Raw genomic sequence first — 16,845 nt, 5'->3', positions numbered from 1 at the left:
AAAGAGTGTAAGCCTATGGAAGTGGAAAAATTAATCAAGATGGCCAACCAGATTGGCGACTTTTTTGAAGCGAATCCAGATGTGGAAGAGGCTAAGCTGGAAATTGCCAGCCACCTTAAAAAGTTCTGGAATTCAGTCATGATTAAATCGCTGGTTGCCCATGTGCAGCAACATCAAGGGCAGGGGCTGCATCCGCGAGTGATTGCCGCTATCCAGCAACACGTGCAGGCATAATATCCCTTTTTAGCATAAGCGCACGGCTGCGCGCGCATTATTGGGGGCATTTGCCCTGTCGCTGGGCTGCTAGAAATCAGCAGCCATCCCGAGTCTTTAGTGGCGCTGCAATAGTCTGAAAGATTCCCGGTTCTGGCGGGTTTGTTCGCCTTCCCAGATCACACGCCACTCTTCACCAGGCAATATGTGGCGCTTGCCCGGCTGGTCTTCAATCAAATACAAATCGCACTGCGTAGACTTGGCTTGCTCGTGGTCTTTTAGGTGTATGCCTGCATGCAAGCGTATGCCAGAATGATAGTGCAGCAAGTCTTCTTGTGACGCACCGATATTTTGTGCGTGGATGCAATTGTAATGCGCAGGCAGGTGCTTGCGCAGGTCTTCAAACAGTGGCTGGTAGGTACGTGCGGCTTCTATCATTGGCAGCCATAAGCTCATAAACACTGTCCAGGCACAGGTCATGCCGATGGCCCAGTTGGTGGCGCTAGAACGGTTGGAGTGCTTGGCACGCAACACAATTGACAGCCAGATCAGGGTCACCGCAACGGCAATCGCGCCGTATAACAGGCTGAAATGGATGGTTTCCAGTCCTGACAGGTAACTCAGGCGCTGGTAGAGCTTCACTGGCGAGCCGTTGAGCATGGCCCACCAGCCCAGCCAGGCCGTGGCAATCAGAATGCCAAACAAAATCAGGCCAAACCAGTTTAAAGCACCGGCGGCGCCGCGTTTAAGGGTTTCGATGCTGCCTGCGGCCAATACGGTCAATGGCACCAGTAGTGGTAATGCACTCACTTCGCTGCGGTCGCTCATGAAGCCGATCAATATAAAAGCAATGCCGAAGAAAATCAGCCCGAGCTGAAAGCGGTAAGTGGTCAGCACGGAGTGCCTGAATCGCCAAACGCCCCACATGGCGAACGGCAGGGCTGGCCAGGCATACCAAGCCAGTGTTCTTAAAAAGTAGCCATGATTGCCAGGCAGCTGGAGTTGCCATTGCGATTGCCACCACGCGTGCCACAGGCCAGGCGCCCATTGCTGGCATAGCCAGCACCATAGCCAGATCCCTGGCATGGCAAGCAAAGTGCCCGCTAACATGGCCCGGTAGGTGGGTTTGTGCTGGCGAATGGCGGGGACCAATAACAGGCCAAGCACAGATAACATAATCGTGAGAGCAGGCACCACGCCACCTGCCAAAAAGGCGATTAACAGGCCGGTGCAAAGTAACCACATGGCGCGTATAGGTTTGCGCATCACCAGGGCCAGGGCGTAAAAAGCCATGGTGATGCCGCTGAGAGCGGCAACGGCAGGCATCATGGTATGGGCGCTGACGACCAATCCCAGGCAGCCGATAAAAATAAAATTGGTCTGACGACCTACGCCCAGATTCCATAATTCGCGACCACTCAGCCCGGTCATGATCAGGGTCAGCAGCATCCAGAGACCTACACTGAGCCTGGCAGCGTCGTGCGTTGGTAGCAAGGGCGAGAGTAAATGGGCAAAGCCGGTGGCTGCCCAGTAAAATAATGGTGGCGTTTCCAGTAAGGGGTGTCCGGCTGAGACTGGCGCAATCCAGTGGCCGTGTGTCCAACTGTTAGCAGACAGAAAAGGGTGATCGATCAGGCTTTGAATAATGCTGGCCGATTGCGATTCAAACGGTTTCCACGGCGAGTGGCCAATCAAACCCACACACAGCCAGATGGCGCATAGCAAAATCAGCAGATGCGTTTTGGCGCGCTCCCCCACTTTGGCGCGTGGGGTGGCCATGTTTTCTTGCCAATCGTGATCAATATAAAACTGCATGGTTGGGTGTGGATCGCGGGATGAACGCATGATCAGAGTGTGATATTACCCCTGAAATGCCTAGCTATAAAAACAAAAAAGGCAGCCATGCTGCCTTTCTGGACCATATTCGCCGAAATTACATGCCGTATTTTTGGCGGAATTTCTCAACGCGACCAGCAGTATCCACGATCTTCTGTTTGCCAGTGTAGAACGGGTGGCACTGTGAACATACTTCAATGTTCAGGTCTTTGCCTGTCGTAGAACGAGTTTGGAATTTGTTGCCACAGCTACATGTGACGTTGATTTCCGGGTAATTTGGGTGAATATCAGCTTTCATGCTTTCTCTCTAATCTTTAAGCAGTTGCAGTAAACGCGCGATTATCTATGATTTTTATTGATTTATCAATAGCAGATCGATAAATAATTGCATCCGAGGTGGCGCTAGCCTCTACGCATACTGTCGAAGAAGTCGTTATTGCTCTTGGTCGCCTTGATTTTGTCGAGCAAGAATTCCATCGCCTCGAGGTCGTCCATCGGGTAGAGCAGTTTGCGCAATACCCAGATTTTTTGCAGTACGTCTTTGTCCAGCAGCAGCTCTTCGCGACGGGTGCCAGACTTGTTGACGTTAATGGCAGGGTAAGTACGTTTTTCGGCCATGCGTCTATCCAGATGGATTTCCATGTTGCCGGTACCTTTAAATTCCTCGTAAATCACGTCATCCATACGCGAACCGGTATCTACCAGCGCAGTGGCGATAATGGTCAGTGAACCACCTTCTTCGACATTACGTGCCGCACCAAAGAAACGTTTGGGTTTTTGCAGGGCGTTGGCATCCACACCACCGGTTAATACTTTGCCGGAAGAAGGAATCACCGTGTTGTAAGCACGTGCCAGGCGGGTAATCGAATCCAGCAGAATCACCACGTCTTTTTTGTGTTCTACCAGGCGTTTGGCTTTTTCCAGCACCATCTCGGCCACTTGCACGTGGCGGGTCGCTGGTTCGTCAAAGGTGGATGCCACTACTTCGCCGCGTACAGAGCGTGTCATTTCTGTCACCTCTTCCGGACGCTCATCAATCAGTAACACGATCATGATACAGTCAGGATGATTGGCGGTAATCGCATGGGCAATGTTTTGCAGCATGACAGTTTTACCGCTTTTCGGGCTGGCAACCAGCAGCGCACGTTGACCTTTACCAATCGGCGCAATCATATCGATCACGCGGCTGGTAATGTTTTCTTCACCGCGGATTTCGCGTTCCAGTGTCAGTGGTATGGTTGGGAACAGTGGCGTCAGGTTCTCAAACAGGATTTTGTGTTTGGTATTTTCCGGCGCTTCATTATTGACGCTATCCACTTTCACCAAGGCAAAATAACGCTCACCATCTTTAGGCGTACGAATTTCGCCTTGAATGCTGTCACCTGTGTGCAGGTTAAAGCGGCGTATTTGCGACGGAGATACGTAAATATCGTCCGGGCCCGCCAGGTATGACGTATCCGGGGAGCGCAAAAAGCCGAACCCGTCTGGTAATACCTCCAGCGTGCCATCACCAAAAATGCTGTCGCCTTTTTTGGCCTTGTTTTTAAGGATCGCAAAAATAAGATCTTGCTTGCGCATGCGGCTGGCATTTTCAATGTCATTGGCAATGGCCATGTCGACCAGTTCGGTCACGGGGAGATGTTTGAGGTCGGATAAGTGCATTGAGTAACTCGCTAGACTGAGAAACGGCGGAGAGATTGAAAAGAAAACCCGGTTTCGCAGACTGGAAACCGGGTAAGTAGATTAAATGTTGCTGTCGATAAACGCGCTGAGTTGAGACTTGGACAATGCACCGACTTTAGTCGCTTCCACATTGCCGTTTTTAAACAACATCAGGGTTGGGATACCACGAATGCCGTATTTTGGCGGCGTATTCTGGTTATCATCAATGTTCAGTTTTGCCACTTTCAGGCGACCAGCATATTCTTTGCTGATGTCATCCAGAATCGGCGCAATCATTTTACAAGGGCCGCACCATTCTGCCCAATAATCAACCAATACTGGCACTGTGGATTGCAGTACTTCTTGTTCAAAGCTGGCGTCGCTTAAATGGGTAATGTTGTCGCTCATTATTGCCTCTTAAGAATGGTGAAGAATTTAAATCAAATGTAGACTGGATTTAAACAGAAATTTTTTGAAAGTGTGGCTAAATTTTGTTTGAATTAGTAATTTGCTGAAAGATGAAATTACCAAACGAGATAACAACTAGTATAGCAACAGTTTTCCCGCATAATCAAGTTTTTTCCGTCTATGCTATCCAGTATGGGGAGCGTTTTGATTAAAAACAAGGGCTGCAGCATGTTATTTCATCTATTAAAGGTTGTGTTGGGCCTGTGCCTGACAACTCAATGCCTGGCTGCAGTGCCCTTGGCTAATTGGCGCATGCAGGATATGGCAGGTCAGGTCCATCAGCTTTCGCAGTACAAAGGCCGGTGGCTGGTAGTGAATTACTGGGCGCCCTGGTGCCCGCCATGTCTTGAAGAAATGCCGCAGTTGGTGACTTTTTATGATGCCCATGCCAAAGAGGGGGTGATGGTGCTGGGGGTGGCTGTGAAGTATGACTCTGTGCAAAGCGTGCAAAAATATGCGGACGACATGCTGATTTCTTACCCGGTTGTGCTCGGGGAGGCGCAAAAGATGGCGATATCAAGCCCTGAGGTGCTGCCGACGACTTATATTTATGCACCGGATGGTTCGCTGTACAAAGTAAAACGCGGCGCCTTAAGCAGGCAATGGTTGGAAAACCTGCTTAAGGAGGCCGCGTCAGCGCCTAAATAACGTTTAAAACTAGATAGTCACTGCTTCCCCTGCCGGGTTAATCACGCTGAGCTGATTCTCTTTGGCAAACTGAATCAGTTGCTCAAAGCCTGCCGGGTTAACGTCTTTCAATTTCATGTCTACCGACAAGCTGCGCACGTTATTGACCAGTTTTGGTTTCAGGTAAGGCGAATAGCGCAACTTTTTATCATCGCCAAACGTGGCGTAGGTACTGCACATGCGGTCCACCCAGTCACTCGGGCGAAAAGGCTTTCCGGCCAATGTAATGCCCTGAATAATAATTTCCTGATTTTCCATGCAGATTCCTTAAAGCGAAGTTAACAATTAATTGGTGTATTCAAATACTTTGACGACTTTAGTCACGCCTTCTGTCGTTCTGGCAATTTCTACGGCGTCGGTGGCTTCTTTCTCAGAGACAATGCCCATCAAGTAAACCACGCTGGCTTCAGTGACCACTTTCACCACATTGGCCGGGAACAGGCGCTCACTGACGAAACGCGCTTTCACTTTAGTGGTGATATACGTGTCATTGCTGCGGTCACCAATGGAAGAGGCCGGGGCAACGGTCAATCCGTTGTGAATGTTGCGCACATTGGAAATTTCACGCGTCAGCGTTTCTGCCTGCGTGAGTTGGGCTTCATTCGGCACCTCGCCAGACAGCAGCACAATGCGGTTGTAGCTGGTGACATTGATATGCGATGCTTTGTCCATGTATTGCGACAAACGCTTCAGTGTTTTTAATTCGATATTTTCATCTTCGACATAAATGCCAGACGTACGACGATCTGCTGCCATCGCGCCACCGGCTGCTGCGCCGCCCACGACTGCAGGAAAACAGCCACTCAATTGCGTGCTGATCAATAACAAGGCAATAGCAGAGACTTTTCTGGTGAAAATTTGTTGGGTCATGAAACTTCCTTAGATCTACGAGAAAAACTTAAAGATGTTGGGTGTGACAGCAGAGGATAAATAAAATTCTACGCTTTTTATGTGTCGATTGCATTACGAATCCAATTCGGCGTCCGGTATTGGGGGTTGTCAAACAGGATCGCATCGAAGCGGCACGGCGTGTTGAGGTCGTTTATTTGTAAGTAATGTTGAGCGGCGCGGATGAGTTTCTGTTGTTTGCGATGGTCTATGCTGTCGGCTGCACTGGCAAATGCCTGGTGGCTGCGTAAGCGCACTTCAACAAAAACCAGGGTGTGTTGGTCGCGCATGATCAAATCAATCTCACCAAAGCGGCAACTGTAGTTTTGCGCCAATAGCACCAGGCCTTGCTGCTGCAAAAAATGCACAGCCGCCATCTCTGCGGCCAGTCCTTGATTATTAGCGTTGAGTTTCATGATGCCTTTGGCTTTTGTCGCATCACGCAGCCTGCTTTAGTGCTTAGCGAAACTGGCGCGATGGCATAAAATACGTGCATGAACGAGATTGGTACATTATATGTGGTGGCAACGCCCATCGGCAATCTGGGGGATATCACCCAGCGCGCACTCACCACCTTACAGCAGGTCGATGCGATTGCGGCTGAAGATACCCGCCATAGTGTCGGTTTGTTACGGCATTTTGGCATCAGCAAGCCTTTGCTGGCTGTGCATGAGCATAATGAACAGCAGTCTGCGCAAGGCCTGGTGAAGCGCTTGCTGGCGGGCGAATCCATCGCGCTGATTACTGACGCCGGTACGCCAGCAGTCAGCGATCCTGGCGCAGTAGTCGTGCAAGTGGTGCGGCAGGCGGGCGTGAAGGTGGTACCTATCCCCGGTGTGAGTGCGATCATTACGGCGTTGTCAGCCGCAGGCATTACCCAGTCTGGTTTTTATTTTGAAGGCTTTTTACCGGCAAGTGGTTCACAGCGCCGCAAGCGCTTGCAGTTACTTAAGGCAATTCCGTCTACGCTGGTGTTCTACGAGGCGCCGCACCGCATTGTCGAGTGCGTGCAAGATTTGCATGATGTGTTAGGTGGTGCGCGGCAACTGACGCTGGCGCGCGAGCTGACCAAAACCTTTGAAACCATCCATACCTGCCTGTTGACAGACGCGGTAGACTGGTTAAATGCAGATACCAATCAGCAGCGCGGCGAGTTTGTGGTGCTGGTGCATCCTGATCTGCAGGAAAAGCCTGATGGCCTGGATGAAGAGACATTAAGGATATTGCAGCGTCTATTGCAGGAGTTGCCACTTAAGCAGGCGGTGGCGCTGGCAATCGATATTACAGGCCAGAAGAAAAACGAATTATATGAAGCAGCGCTTGCGCTTAAAGCGGCAAGCCCAGATTAAAAGGTAACAGAGTATGACCACTGAAATCACCCTGACCCGCCCGGATGACTGGCATTTGCACCTGAGGGACGGCGCTGGCCTGCAGTCTGTATTGCCAGACACGGCGAAACAATTTGCCCGCGCCATCGTTATGCCCAATTTGCGGCCACCGGTGACGACAGCCGACCTGGCGCTGGCTTATTATCAACGTATCAAACAGGCGCAGCCTGCCGGGCTTGCATTTGAGCCGTTGATGACTTTATATTTGACTGACAATACACTGGCGCAAGAAATTGCGGCGGCCCGCGCGAGTGGTGTGGTGCAGGCGGTGAAGTTGTATCCGGCTGGCGCGACCACCAATAGTGACTCTGGCGTGACCAGCCTGGCCAAATGTGCAGGCGCATTGGCCGAGATGGAAAAGCAGGGCATGCCCTTGCTGATCCACGGCGAAGTGACCGATGGCGATGTGGATGTGTTTGACCGTGAGAAGGTATTTATCGAGCGTCATTTGCAACCGTTGTTAAAGGATTTCCCTGGCCTCAAAGTGGTGTTCGAGCATATCACCACCAAAGACGCGGCTGAGTTTGTGGCCGCAGGACCGGTCAACCTGGCCGCGACCATTACTGCACACCATTTGCTGATGAACCGTAATGCCATGTTTACTGGTGGTATCCGCCCGCATTATTACTGCTTGCCAGTACTCAAGCGTGAAACACATCGTGAAGCCTTGGTGAAAGCGGCGATTTCAGGCTCATCCAGATTTTTCCTGGGCACTGACAGTGCGCCGCATCCTAAATCCGCCAAAGAGGCGAGTTGCGGTTGTGCGGGCATGTATACTGCCCATGCGGCGATTGAGTTGTATGCCGAAGCATTTGAAGAGGCGGGTGCGCTGGATAAGCTGGAAGGCTTTGCCAGTTTTTATGGGGCAGATTTTTACGGTTTGCCGCGCAACACTGACACCATCACATTGCGCAAGGAAAGCTGGCTGGTGCCTGAAAGCATCCCGTTTGCGGATGATGTGCTAGTGCCATTGCGTGCCGGACAAACCATTGCATGGAAGTTGGTATAACACTTTAAAACATTGGAGGGTAAGCGATGAACAACAAGTGGTTGATTGCAGGATTCGGTGTGATGTCTGGTGTGATATTCAGTGCGCAGGCATTTGCGGTGACGATAGACGAAATGCGCGGTGAGCAAGCACCGTATGCGCAGGCCTTTAAAGCGGTGGATGCGGATGGTAATGGCAAGTTATCCAAGAAAGAGGCTGCCAAGGATAAGGACTTCCACACTGGCTCTTTTGCTAAAGCGGATACAAACCATAATGGCAGCCTGGATCTGGACGAGTTCGCCGCTTATAAATCCAAGGTGGATAACGCTGAAAATAAGCAGGCGGCGACAGACAGTGCCATCACAACCAAAATTAAATCCAAATACCTGGTAGAAAAAAACTTCAGCAGCTTTAAAGTCAGTGTCGAAACCAAAGGCAATGTGGTGATTTTGAGTGGGTTTGTCGATAACGCCGAGCAGAAAACGCGTGCTGAAAAGATTGCTAGCAGTGTCAGTGGCGTGAAATCCGTCAAAAACGCGCTGGTTGTTAAGCCTTAGTTGGCGTTGCTTGCCCGGATTTATAGTTGCCAGTTAATCGGCGCCTGCCCTTTACTGCTCAGATACTGGTTGATGTTGGAGAACTGGTGATTGCCAAAAAATCCCCGGTGCGCCGACAGTGGTGAAGGGTGTACGGATTTCAAAACCAGATGTTTATTGGGGTCTATCATGGCCCCTTTCTTTTGGGCATAACTGCCCCACAATACAAACACCAAGCCTTCCCTGTGCTGGTTGAGCGCGGCAATGGCGGCATCGGTAAATTGCTCCCAGCCCCGGTTCTGGTGCGAGCCAGCATTGGCCAGTTGTACCGTCAGTGTGGCGTTCAATAGTAATACGCCCTGATCTGCCCAGGCAGTCAGGTCGCCGCTCCCGCTCATGCGTACGCCTAAATCCGCCTGAATCTCCTTGAAAATATTCATCAGCGAAGGCGGCAAAGCGACGCCTGGCGGTACTGAAAAACTTAGGCCATGCGCTTGCCCCGGGCCATGGTAAGGGTCTTGCCCGATAATCACCACACGCACTTTGTCGAACGGGGTATGGTTAAACGCATTGAAGATGAGTGGCCCCGGCGGAAAGATGGTTTTGCCGGCGACTTTTTCCTGCTGCAAAAACGTTTTCAGTGTTTGCATATAAGGCTTGTCGAATTCAGCGCCGATGTGGGTTTGCCAGGAAGGGTCTAGCTGGCCGGACTTTTCTGTTGTGGTCATGATCATTGGAGGCGGGAATGTTTTTTCAATATTATAGGTCTAGTGGTCCGCGTGGTAAAATAGCCATGAAGCCAACCAGACAGTCGCCGCCTGTGCAAACAGGGGGAGGAAAGTCCGGGCTGCACAGAGCGGGATGACGGCTAACGGCCGTACGCTGAAAGCTGGTAACAGTATAAGGTGAGGAATAGGGCCACAGAGACGAGCGTATTAAGTTACGGTGAAACGCGGTAACCTCCATCTGCAGCAATATCAAATAGGCTGGCATTTTACGCAAGTAATAAGGCGTGGCTCGCGCTGCCAGCGGGTAGATAGCTTGAGCGTGTGAGCAATTGCACGCCTAGATGAATGACTGTCAGCCACGCAAGTGGATACAGAACCCGGCTTACCGGTTGGCTTTATTTTTCCTTCATCATGTTTGGCTGAAGCATGGTCTGCGCCTGGCGCGCTTGCCATTGATCCAGCGCTGTACTGATGCGCTGTTCGTTGTACCCTCGTACTACTTCTCCTGCAATCAGCAACACCGGCACGCCTTTGCCTGCCAGCCGCTGGTATTGAGCCTGCGCTTCGGCAGACCTTTCAATGTTGACTTCCTGATAGCTAATCTGCCGTTGTTGCAGCAATGCTCTGGTCTTTTCGCAGTAAGGGCACCAGTCGGTGGCGTACAGCAGCACTTTGCCGTGGCTGTAGTCTGGTGTCGGCGTCAGGGTGTACCACCATGCGCGCCACTCCATGGCCAGTAAAATGCCTGCGCCTATGATTAAAAATTTCAATCTGCTGGACATGTATGTATTGGATGGTTGGGTGCTGGTTGGTATGTTTTATTCGACCATGCCGGACCTTTTTTGATGCTAAAAAAGTCAGCAAAAAATGACATTTTTTAATTATTCAATATTTTCAATGAGATAGCTATTTTTATTAAACAATTTTATGTGTTAATTGCGCCAATCTCTTGATTTAAATTGCTTTGTTAAAATGCTCTAAGTCTTTGTCTTTAAAAGAGATTTTTTCTCCCAAAGTGCTTGCCAAGCACTTTTTTTTTATCTATAGTGTGCAAAAGGGTGATTTTGTGTTGAATTGTGGGAAATTTATCCCACTTTTAATCAAAACAGGTTGGTAAGGACAATATTCCATGTTTCGCGGGGCGGTACAGTTAAGTTTGGATGCAAAGGGGCGGCTCAGTGTGCCGGCCAAGCATCGTGACGCCCTGACGGCTGGCGGGCAGGGCGAAGTTGTGCTCACGGCCCATCCGCACCGTTGTCTGATTCTGTATCCAAAAACAGCTTGGGAGCCGATTGAAACCAAGCTGACCAGTTTGTCCAGTTTTAATCCTCAAACCAGTGGCATTCAGCGCATGATCGTCGGTCAGGCAGATGTGATGCATCTGGATTCTGCCGGTCGCTTGCTGGTGAATGCCGTACTGCGCAAGTTTGCCAAGCTCGATAAAGACGTGATGATGGTCGGGCAAGGCAGTCATTTTGAATTGTGGGATCTGGCAGCATGGGATCAGCAGCTGGAGAGCCTGATGGCGACCGACCAGTTGCAGATACCGCAAGAGCTAGAAGGATTCTCGCTATGACGCGGGGCGCGAAGTCAGCGCCCGCGTCCTTGACGGAAACGTCAGTGTCACCAGTCGCCGCCAGTCATATCACCGTGTTGTTGCATGAGGCGGTGGATGCGCTGAACGTACAGGCCGATGGCGTGTATGTCGATGGCACCTTCGGGCGTGGCGGGCATAGCCGACTCATTCTTTCCAAATTAGGTAATAAAGGGCGCTTGATCGGCTTGGATCGCGATCTGGCGGCAGTGGCGCATGGGCAAACGATTGTCGATGCGCGTTTTACGATGGTGCATGCGCATTTTTCCGCCATGGCGGCAGTGTTGGCCGAGATGGATGTGCAGGCGGTGGACGGAATATTGCTCGACCTGGGCATTTCGTCGCCGCAAATTGATGAGGGTGTGCGTGGTTTCAGTTTCCGTTTTGACGGACCGCTGGATATGCGCATGGATCAAAGTCGGGGCAGAACCGCCGCAGAGTGGTTGGCGACGATGTCTGAAAAACAATTGGCTGAGGTGATTAGAGATTATGGTGAAGAACGGTTTGCTAAGCAGGTTGCAAGGGCGATTGTTAAAGAGCGCGAAGATGGGCATGCCATCACCACTACAGGGCAACTTGCCAAGATCGTGGCAGGCGCCATCCCCAAGAATGAGCCGGGCCAGAACCCTGCAACGCGCACATTTCAAGCTCTACGGATTTTCGTCAATCAAGAGCTTGAGGAACTCTCGCTAGTGCTGCCAGATTGCCTGCAGCTGCTGCGTCCGCAAGGTCGGTTGGCGGTGATCAGCTTTCACTCGCTGGAAGATCGTATCGTCAAGCGCTTTATCCAGTCTGAAGTGGATAGAGATAACTTGCCTGCCGGATTGCCTGTGCGCGCTAAGGATTTACCGCAGCCGCGCTTACTGGCTGTGGGTAAGGCCATCAAGCCTGGTAAGGCGGAAGTGGCGGCTAATGTGCGTTCACGCAGTGCGGTGTTGCGTGTGGCTGAACGCACGCAGGTGCAATAGGCTGTTTCATGATCCGGCTCAATTTGATTTTGTTTGCGTTGACGATTGCCATGGCTTTGGGCGTGGTGACGGCGCAATACAAGGCGCGCAAATTGTATTTTGAGCTGGACAGGCAAGAAGTGTTGACCAAGCAATATATGACGGAATATGACCAGTTGCAGATCGAGCAAAGCACCTGGGCCATGCATTCGCGGCTGGAAGACTTTGCGACCACGCGTTTGCATATGCATAGCCCGAGCATGCAGCAGACACAAGTGATCATGGTTGATGTGCCGCCTGCGCCATAACCGGAATCATTGCGAGTAAATGGTCATGCTGCTTAAAGAGAGTCAACACAAGCTGGTGAAATTGCCGGCCTGGCGCAGAAGAACGCTGCTGGTATTGCTGCTGTTGAGTTTTGTCTTGCTGCTGGGGCGCGGGTTTTACCTGCAAACCTTGCATAAAGACTACCTGATTAAAAAAGGTGAAGCGTTTTCGCGACGCAAAGTGGTGTTGATGCCGCATCGCGGCAAGATTTATGACCGTAATTTCAAGCCATTGGCGATCAGTTTGCCGGTGGAGTCAGTATGGGCAAACCCGACTGACGTGCAGGTGACGGCGGTGCAGTTAAAGCAAATGGCCAAGCTGCTGGATATGCCAGCCAAGGAATTGCAACAAAAGCTGCAAAAAAAGAAAAAAGAATTTGTTTATATCAAACGGAGAGTGGCGCCCGATGTGGCAAAACAGGTGATGGCGATGAAAGTGCCCGGTGTATTCAGTCAAAAGGAATACAAACGCTTCTACCCGGCGGCAGAAGTGACGGCGCATATCGTCGGTTTTACCGGGGTGGATGACACTGGCGTTGAGGGTATGGAGCTTTACCGTAACCACGTATTGTCTGGCAGCGCAGGCAAGCGTGATTTTGTGCGTGACCGCAAAGGCCATGTGGTAGAAGACCTGGTCGCGGTAAAGTTGCCGCACGATGGCCAGGACCTGGTGCTGAGCATAGACCGTACTGTGCAATATGTGGTGCATAGAGAGTTGTCACGGGCGGTTGAAAAACATAAAGCCAAAGCGGCGGCGGCTGTGGTGCTGGATGCAAAAACCGGTGAAGTGCTGGCGTTGGTGAATATTCCGACCTACAACCCGAACAATCCGGTCAATGTGGCCAGCAAGTTGCGCAACTCCGCCATCGTGAATATTTTCGAACCAGGTTCTACTATGAAGCCGGTCACTGCGGCGGCGGCGATGGAGTTTGGCCCTTACCAGCCGGATACCAAAATCCAGACGGCGCCAGGCTACCTGCGTATTGGCACAGCCACCATTCATGACGCGCACCCTAACCAGGTGTTGACCGTGTCACAAGTGATCCAGAAATCCTCCAACGTCGGCTCGGCCAAAATGGCGCTCGATTTAAATCGCGAACAGTTGTGGAACACCTATGTACAACTGGGCTTTGGCTCAGCCACCAAGATTGGTTTTCCTGGTGAGGCCTCCGGTAAAGTGCGTGACTACAAAACCTGGCGCCCGATTGAGCAGGCGACGATGTCCTATGGTCACGGCATTAGCGTGACCTTGTTGCAATTGGCGCGTGCATACACGGTGTTTGCCAATGAAGGTGAGTTATTGCCGGTGACCTTGACCAAGCTGTCTGAGCCGCCGGTCGGCCGTCCGGTGTTTTCTGCCAAAGTGGCCAACGCAGTTAAGGACATGTTGGAGCTGGTGGTGCAGCCAGGCGGCACGGCATTAAAAGCACAAGTGACGGGTTATCGCGTCGCTGGCAAAACCGGCACGGCGCATAAATTGGGTGATCATGGCTACGAGCATGATAAATATGTGGGTTCTTTTGTTGGCATGGTGCCGGCCTCCAATCCGCGCCTGATTATGGCGGTGATGATAGATGAGCCCAGCAATGGTGAATATTACGGCGGCAGTGTGGCTGCGCCGGTGTTTAGTGCGGTCATGAATGATGTGCTGCGTATGCTGGTGGTGCCGCAAGATGGCAATGCTATTCCAGCGACCACCCCTGCTGATGCGGCTGAAGTGAAGGAGGCGATGTGAGTAAATATATTATTCCAGCGCCGGTACATGGCATCACCGCAGATAGCCGCCAGGTAGAAAAGCATGGCTTGTTCCTGGCTTACCCGGGCCAGCACAGCGATGGCCGCGATTATATTGAAGATGCGATTGCCAAAGGCGCCAATACCGTGATCTGGGATAGTCAGGGTTTCGACTGGAATCCATCCTGGACTGTACATAACATCGCCATTGCTGACCTCAAGTCCCAGGTTGGTCATATTGCCAGCCAGTTTTATAAAGACCCGTCCGAACAAATGTGGTGCATAGGGGTGACCGGCACCAACGGCAAAACAACGGTTACGCACTGGCTGGCCCAGGCTTACCGTTTCCTGCAACAAAAGTCTGCTGTGATTGGCACATTGGGTAATGGCGCGCTGGACGATTTGCAGCCGACGCAAAATACCACGCCCGGCCCGGTAGAGCTGCAAAAAGTGCTGGCGAATTTTGTGCTGGATGATGTGCGCACGGTGGCCATGGAGGTGTCTTCTCACGGTCTGGATCAAGGCCGTGTCAATGGCGTAGCCTTTGATGTCGCGGTGCTAACCAATATCACGCGTGATCATCTTGATTATCACCTGACCATGGAAGCCTACCAGGCGGCCAAACGCAAACTGTTTGACTGGCAAACCCTGTCGGCTGCTGTAGTGAATGCTGATGATGCATTTGGCCTGGCATTGATTGAAGACCTGCGTAAGCAAGGTAAAAAAGTATTGAGTTATGGCCTGCATCAGGAGGCGGATGTGTGCGCAACCGCTGTCACCATGCATGCCACCGGTTTTGAAATTCAGGTGCGTACGGCACAAGGCAACGGCGATATTCAGTTGCATGCCCTAGGGCAGTTCAATGTCTATAACGCCTTGGCTGTGCTGGCTTGTTTATTAGCGCAGGACGTGGCTTTACCAGCAGCGCTGCAAGCGGTATCTGGCCTGGTGCCGGTGGCAGGGCGCATGCAGATGTTTGGCGGCGGTGATTTGCCATTGGTTGTGGTTGACTATGCGCATACGCCAGATGCCCTGGAAAAAGCATTACATACCTTGCGTATTCAGGCGCGCGGCAAATTGAGCTGCGTGTTTGGCTGCGGTGGCGACCGTGACAGCGGCAAGCGCAGCGAAATGGGCCGAATTGCCGACACGTTGGCGGATAGCGTGATGGTGACCAATGACAATCCACGCAGTGAAAATCCTTACGCGATTATTGCGGCGATTGCCGAAGGCATGGCGCGTGAAGTGACCGTGGAAACCGACAGGGCCAAAGCCATTGCTCTCGCCATTAGCCAGGCTGGCAAGGGCGATGTGGTGCTGGTCGCCGGTAAAGGCCATGAAGATTATCAGGAGATCCAGGGCATACGCTATCCATTTAGCGATGCCGCTTGGGTGCAAAGCGCGTTGAAAAAAAACGTATTGAATCAGAACGCTTTGAATCAAAAGGCACAGGCATGATCGCGCTGCAAACGATTGCTGAAGTATTACAAGGCCGTTTACAGGCGGTGAATGGGCATGGCGCGGATGTCACTGTGACCTCTGTCGATACCGATAGCCGTCGCGTGCAAGCCGGCCAGTTGTTCGTTGCCTTGCCAGGTGAAAAGTTTGATGGCCATGATTTCTTGCCGCAAGTGGCGACGCAAGGTGCTGTTGCTGCGCTGGTGAGCAAGCCTGTCGATGGTGGTTTGCCGACGGTGCTGGTCAAGGATACGCGCCTGGCTTTGGGGCAGTTAGCCAGTTGGTGGCGCCAGCAGTTGGCCTTACCGCTGATTGCGGTCACCGGCAGTAATGGCAAGACCACTACCAAGGAAATGATTGCCGCCATTATGCAAGTGCATGTCGGCAGCGCTGACAAAGTATTGGCCACGGCCGGTAACTTTAATAACGATATCGGTATGCCGCTGACCTTGTTGCGTTTGCGTGCAAATCATCGCTGTGCCGTGATTGAAATGGGTATGAATCATTTAGGTGAGATTGATTACCTGACCCGCCTGGCACGCCCGAATGTGGCGGTGATTAACAACGCCGGGACGGCGCATATTGGCGAATTGGGTTCGCGTGCAAACATTGCCAAAGCCAAAGGCGAGATATTTGCAGGCTTGAACCATGACGGTATCGCCGTGATTAATGCGGACAGTGAGTTTGCTGACGACTGGCGTGGTTTGAACGCAGGGCGTCGTGTGCTGAGTTTTGGCTTGCACGCCGCCGCCGATGTTTGTGGTGAAGTGCTGGATGCTGAGGCTGGCTTCAAGCTGCATTATCAGGGCAACAGCATCACGTTAACACTGGCAGTGCCGGGCGTGCACAACATCATGAATGCATTGGCCGCTGCCGCTGCGAGTTTAGCCGCAGGTGCCAGTCTGGCCGATGTTGCCCAAGGGTTGCAAGGCTTCGCCGGGGTCAAAGGGCGTTTGCAAGTGAAAGTGGCTGCTAACGGCGCCAAAGTGATTGATGACACGTATAACGCCAACCCGGATTCCATGCAGGCGGCGCTGGATGTATTGAAAAATGCCGGTTCAAACACGTTGTTTGTGATGGGTGATATGGGAGAGCTGGGGCCAGATGCAGAAGCTATGCATGCGCAGATCGGTCGTTATGCAAAACAGCAAGGGATTGGCAAATTGTATGCACTGGGTCAATTCACGCAGGCCGCAGTGCAGGCGTTCGGTGCGCAAGCACACCATTTTGCTTCGATAGAAGCCTTGGTTTCTGCTTTGCAGGCAGAGACCACCGCCGATGATGTGGTGTTGGTAAAAGGCTCGCGCTTTATGCAAATGGAGCGTGTGGTGAATGCGCTAGTGGAATCGTTGGTGGAATCGCAAGCCACTGGATTAGTGGGGAAATAGGGAA

The 16,845-nt window shown here is 51.8% G+C and carries 20 protein-coding genes and 1 other RNA gene; 12 read left to right on the top strand and 9 right to left on the bottom strand.

Features of this window, described 5'->3' with window-relative positions:
- The first annotated feature begins 15 nt into the window (after positions 1-15).
- Positions 16-234: a formate dehydrogenase subunit delta gene (locus MET42_RS0113015; protein ID WP_019883512.1), complete on the top strand. Its 219-nt coding sequence runs from the start codon at positions 16-18 to the stop codon at positions 232-234.
- Positions 235-330: 96 nt separating this feature from the next.
- On the opposite strand, the gene MET42_RS0113010 is transcribed toward MET42_RS0113015, so the two are convergent.
- The 4 genes from MET42_RS0113010 to trxA all read right to left on the bottom strand — a co-directional run bounded on the left by MET42_RS0113010 (position 331) and on the right by trxA (position 4,119).
- Complete coding sequence (locus tag MET42_RS0113010) at positions 331-2,058, bottom strand: glycosyltransferase family 39 protein (protein WP_232411587.1); 1,728 nt, start codon at positions 2,056-2,058, stop codon at positions 331-333.
- An 88-nt stretch (positions 2,059-2,146) separates the two neighbouring features.
- Positions 2,147-2,347, bottom strand: a complete 201-nt coding sequence (rpmE, locus tag MET42_RS0113005; protein ID WP_019883509.1) for a 50S ribosomal protein L31 — start codon at positions 2,345-2,347, stop codon at positions 2,147-2,149.
- Between the two features lie 104 nt (positions 2,348-2,451).
- Positions 2,452-3,711 carry a transcription termination factor Rho gene (gene rho, locus MET42_RS0113000; protein WP_019883508.1) on the bottom strand — a complete coding sequence of 420 codons (1,260 nt, stop codon included), beginning with the start codon at positions 3,709-3,711 and terminating at the stop codon, positions 2,452-2,454.
- 81 nt (positions 3,712-3,792) lie between these two features.
- The gene (gene trxA, locus MET42_RS0112995) at positions 3,793-4,119 is read right to left on the bottom strand and encodes a thioredoxin TrxA (RefSeq protein ID WP_019883507.1); all 327 of its coding nucleotides are present in this window, start codon (positions 4,117-4,119) and stop codon (positions 3,793-3,795) included.
- Between the two features lie 180 nt (positions 4,120-4,299).
- Between trxA and MET42_RS0112990 the strand changes: the two genes are divergently transcribed.
- The gene (locus MET42_RS0112990; protein WP_369751685.1) at positions 4,300-4,827 is read left to right on the top strand and encodes a TlpA disulfide reductase family protein; all 528 of its coding nucleotides are present in this window, start codon (positions 4,300-4,302) and stop codon (positions 4,825-4,827) included.
- A gap of 9 nt (positions 4,828-4,836) precedes the next feature.
- Here the strand turns inward: MET42_RS0112990 and MET42_RS0112985 are convergent, their stop codons facing one another.
- The 3 genes from MET42_RS0112985 to MET42_RS0112975 form a co-directional block, all read right to left on the bottom strand.
- Complete coding sequence (locus MET42_RS0112985; protein WP_019883505.1) at positions 4,837-5,124, bottom strand: DUF3579 domain-containing protein; 288 nt, start codon at positions 5,122-5,124, stop codon at positions 4,837-4,839.
- 27 nt (positions 5,125-5,151) lie between these two features.
- Positions 5,152-5,736 (bottom strand): BON domain-containing protein, encoded by a 585-nt coding sequence (locus MET42_RS0112980; protein WP_019883503.1) that lies wholly within the window; start codon positions 5,734-5,736, stop codon positions 5,152-5,154.
- 77 nt (positions 5,737-5,813) lie between these two features.
- Positions 5,814-6,170, bottom strand: coding sequence for a YraN family protein (locus MET42_RS0112975; protein ID WP_019883502.1), 357 nt, complete (start codon positions 6,168-6,170; stop codon positions 5,814-5,816).
- 78 nt (positions 6,171-6,248) lie between these two features.
- Here MET42_RS0112975 and rsmI point away from each other — a divergent pair, with 78 nt between their 5' ends.
- The 3 genes from rsmI to MET42_RS0112960 are packed head-to-tail and all read left to right on the top strand — an operon-like array spanning position 6,249 to position 8,687.
- Complete coding sequence (gene rsmI, locus MET42_RS0112970) at positions 6,249-7,103, top strand: 16S rRNA (cytidine(1402)-2'-O)-methyltransferase (protein ID WP_019883501.1); 855 nt, start codon at positions 6,249-6,251, stop codon at positions 7,101-7,103.
- 13 nt (positions 7,104-7,116) lie between these two features.
- Positions 7,117-8,151, top strand: a complete 1,035-nt coding sequence (pyrC, locus tag MET42_RS0112965) for a dihydroorotase (RefSeq protein ID WP_019883499.1) — start codon at positions 7,117-7,119, stop codon at positions 8,149-8,151.
- A 26-nt stretch (positions 8,152-8,177) separates the two neighbouring features.
- Positions 8,178-8,687: a BON domain-containing protein gene (locus MET42_RS0112960; protein ID WP_019883498.1), complete on the top strand. Its 510-nt coding sequence runs from the start codon at positions 8,178-8,180 to the stop codon at positions 8,685-8,687.
- A gap of 20 nt (positions 8,688-8,707) precedes the next feature.
- Here MET42_RS0112960 and ung read toward each other — a convergent pair whose 3' ends face one another.
- The gene (gene ung, locus MET42_RS0112955) at positions 8,708-9,400 is read right to left on the bottom strand and encodes a uracil-DNA glycosylase (protein WP_019883497.1); all 693 of its coding nucleotides are present in this window, start codon (positions 9,398-9,400) and stop codon (positions 8,708-8,710) included.
- 61 nt (positions 9,401-9,461) lie between these two features.
- On the opposite strand from ung, the gene rnpB reads away from it, so the two are divergent.
- An RNA gene (gene rnpB / locus MET42_RS14500) (RNase P RNA component class A) lies at positions 9,462-9,795 on the top strand.
- Here the strand turns inward: rnpB and MET42_RS0112950 are convergent.
- On the bottom strand, positions 9,790-10,176 hold the full coding sequence (locus MET42_RS0112950; RefSeq protein WP_232411581.1) for a glutaredoxin family protein: 387 nt from the start codon (positions 10,174-10,176) through the stop codon (positions 9,790-9,792). The two genes, rnpB and MET42_RS0112950, sit on opposite strands and share 6 nt — an antisense overlap.
- A gap of 347 nt (positions 10,177-10,523) precedes the next feature.
- Between MET42_RS0112950 and mraZ the strand changes: the two genes are divergently transcribed.
- Genes mraZ through murF form a run of 6 tightly spaced genes read left to right on the top strand, consistent with a single transcriptional unit; the run spans position 10,524 to position 16,841 of the window.
- Positions 10,524-10,970 carry a division/cell wall cluster transcriptional repressor MraZ gene (gene mraZ / locus MET42_RS0112940; protein ID WP_019883493.1) on the top strand — a complete coding sequence of 149 codons (447 nt, stop codon included), beginning with the start codon at positions 10,524-10,526 and terminating at the stop codon, positions 10,968-10,970.
- A complete protein-coding gene (gene rsmH, locus MET42_RS0112935) occupies positions 10,967-11,956 on the top strand; it encodes a 16S rRNA (cytosine(1402)-N(4))-methyltransferase RsmH (protein ID WP_019883492.1) in 990 nt (329 codons plus the stop codon). Before mraZ ends, rsmH begins: the two co-directional genes overlap by 4 nt.
- 8 nt (positions 11,957-11,964) lie before the next feature.
- Positions 11,965-12,243: a cell division protein FtsL gene (ftsL, locus tag MET42_RS0112930; protein WP_019883491.1), complete on the top strand. Its 279-nt coding sequence runs from the start codon at positions 11,965-11,967 to the stop codon at positions 12,241-12,243.
- Positions 12,244-12,262: 19 nt separating this feature from the next.
- The gene (locus tag MET42_RS0112925) at positions 12,263-13,996 is read left to right on the top strand and encodes a penicillin-binding protein 2 (protein WP_019883490.1); all 1,734 of its coding nucleotides are present in this window, start codon (positions 12,263-12,265) and stop codon (positions 13,994-13,996) included.
- Positions 13,993-15,453: a UDP-N-acetylmuramoyl-L-alanyl-D-glutamate--2,6-diaminopimelate ligase gene (locus tag MET42_RS0112920; RefSeq protein WP_019883489.1), complete on the top strand. Its 1,461-nt coding sequence runs from the start codon at positions 13,993-13,995 to the stop codon at positions 15,451-15,453. The genes MET42_RS0112925 and MET42_RS0112920 overlap by 4 nt, the downstream gene beginning before the upstream one ends.
- Positions 15,450-16,841 carry a UDP-N-acetylmuramoyl-tripeptide--D-alanyl-D-alanine ligase gene (gene murF / locus MET42_RS0112915; RefSeq protein ID WP_019883488.1) on the top strand — a complete coding sequence of 464 codons (1,392 nt, stop codon included), beginning with the start codon at positions 15,450-15,452 and terminating at the stop codon, positions 16,839-16,841. Before MET42_RS0112920 ends, murF begins: the two co-directional genes overlap by 4 nt.
- Positions 16,842-16,845: the final 4 nt, after the last annotated feature.

The organism is Methylophilus sp. 42 (assembly GCF_000384155.1).
Classification (GTDB): domain Bacteria; phylum Pseudomonadota; class Gammaproteobacteria; order Burkholderiales; family Methylophilaceae; genus Methylophilus.
Note: the sequence above shows the minus strand (reverse complement) of the source record. Positions and strands in the feature narration are given on the sequence as shown.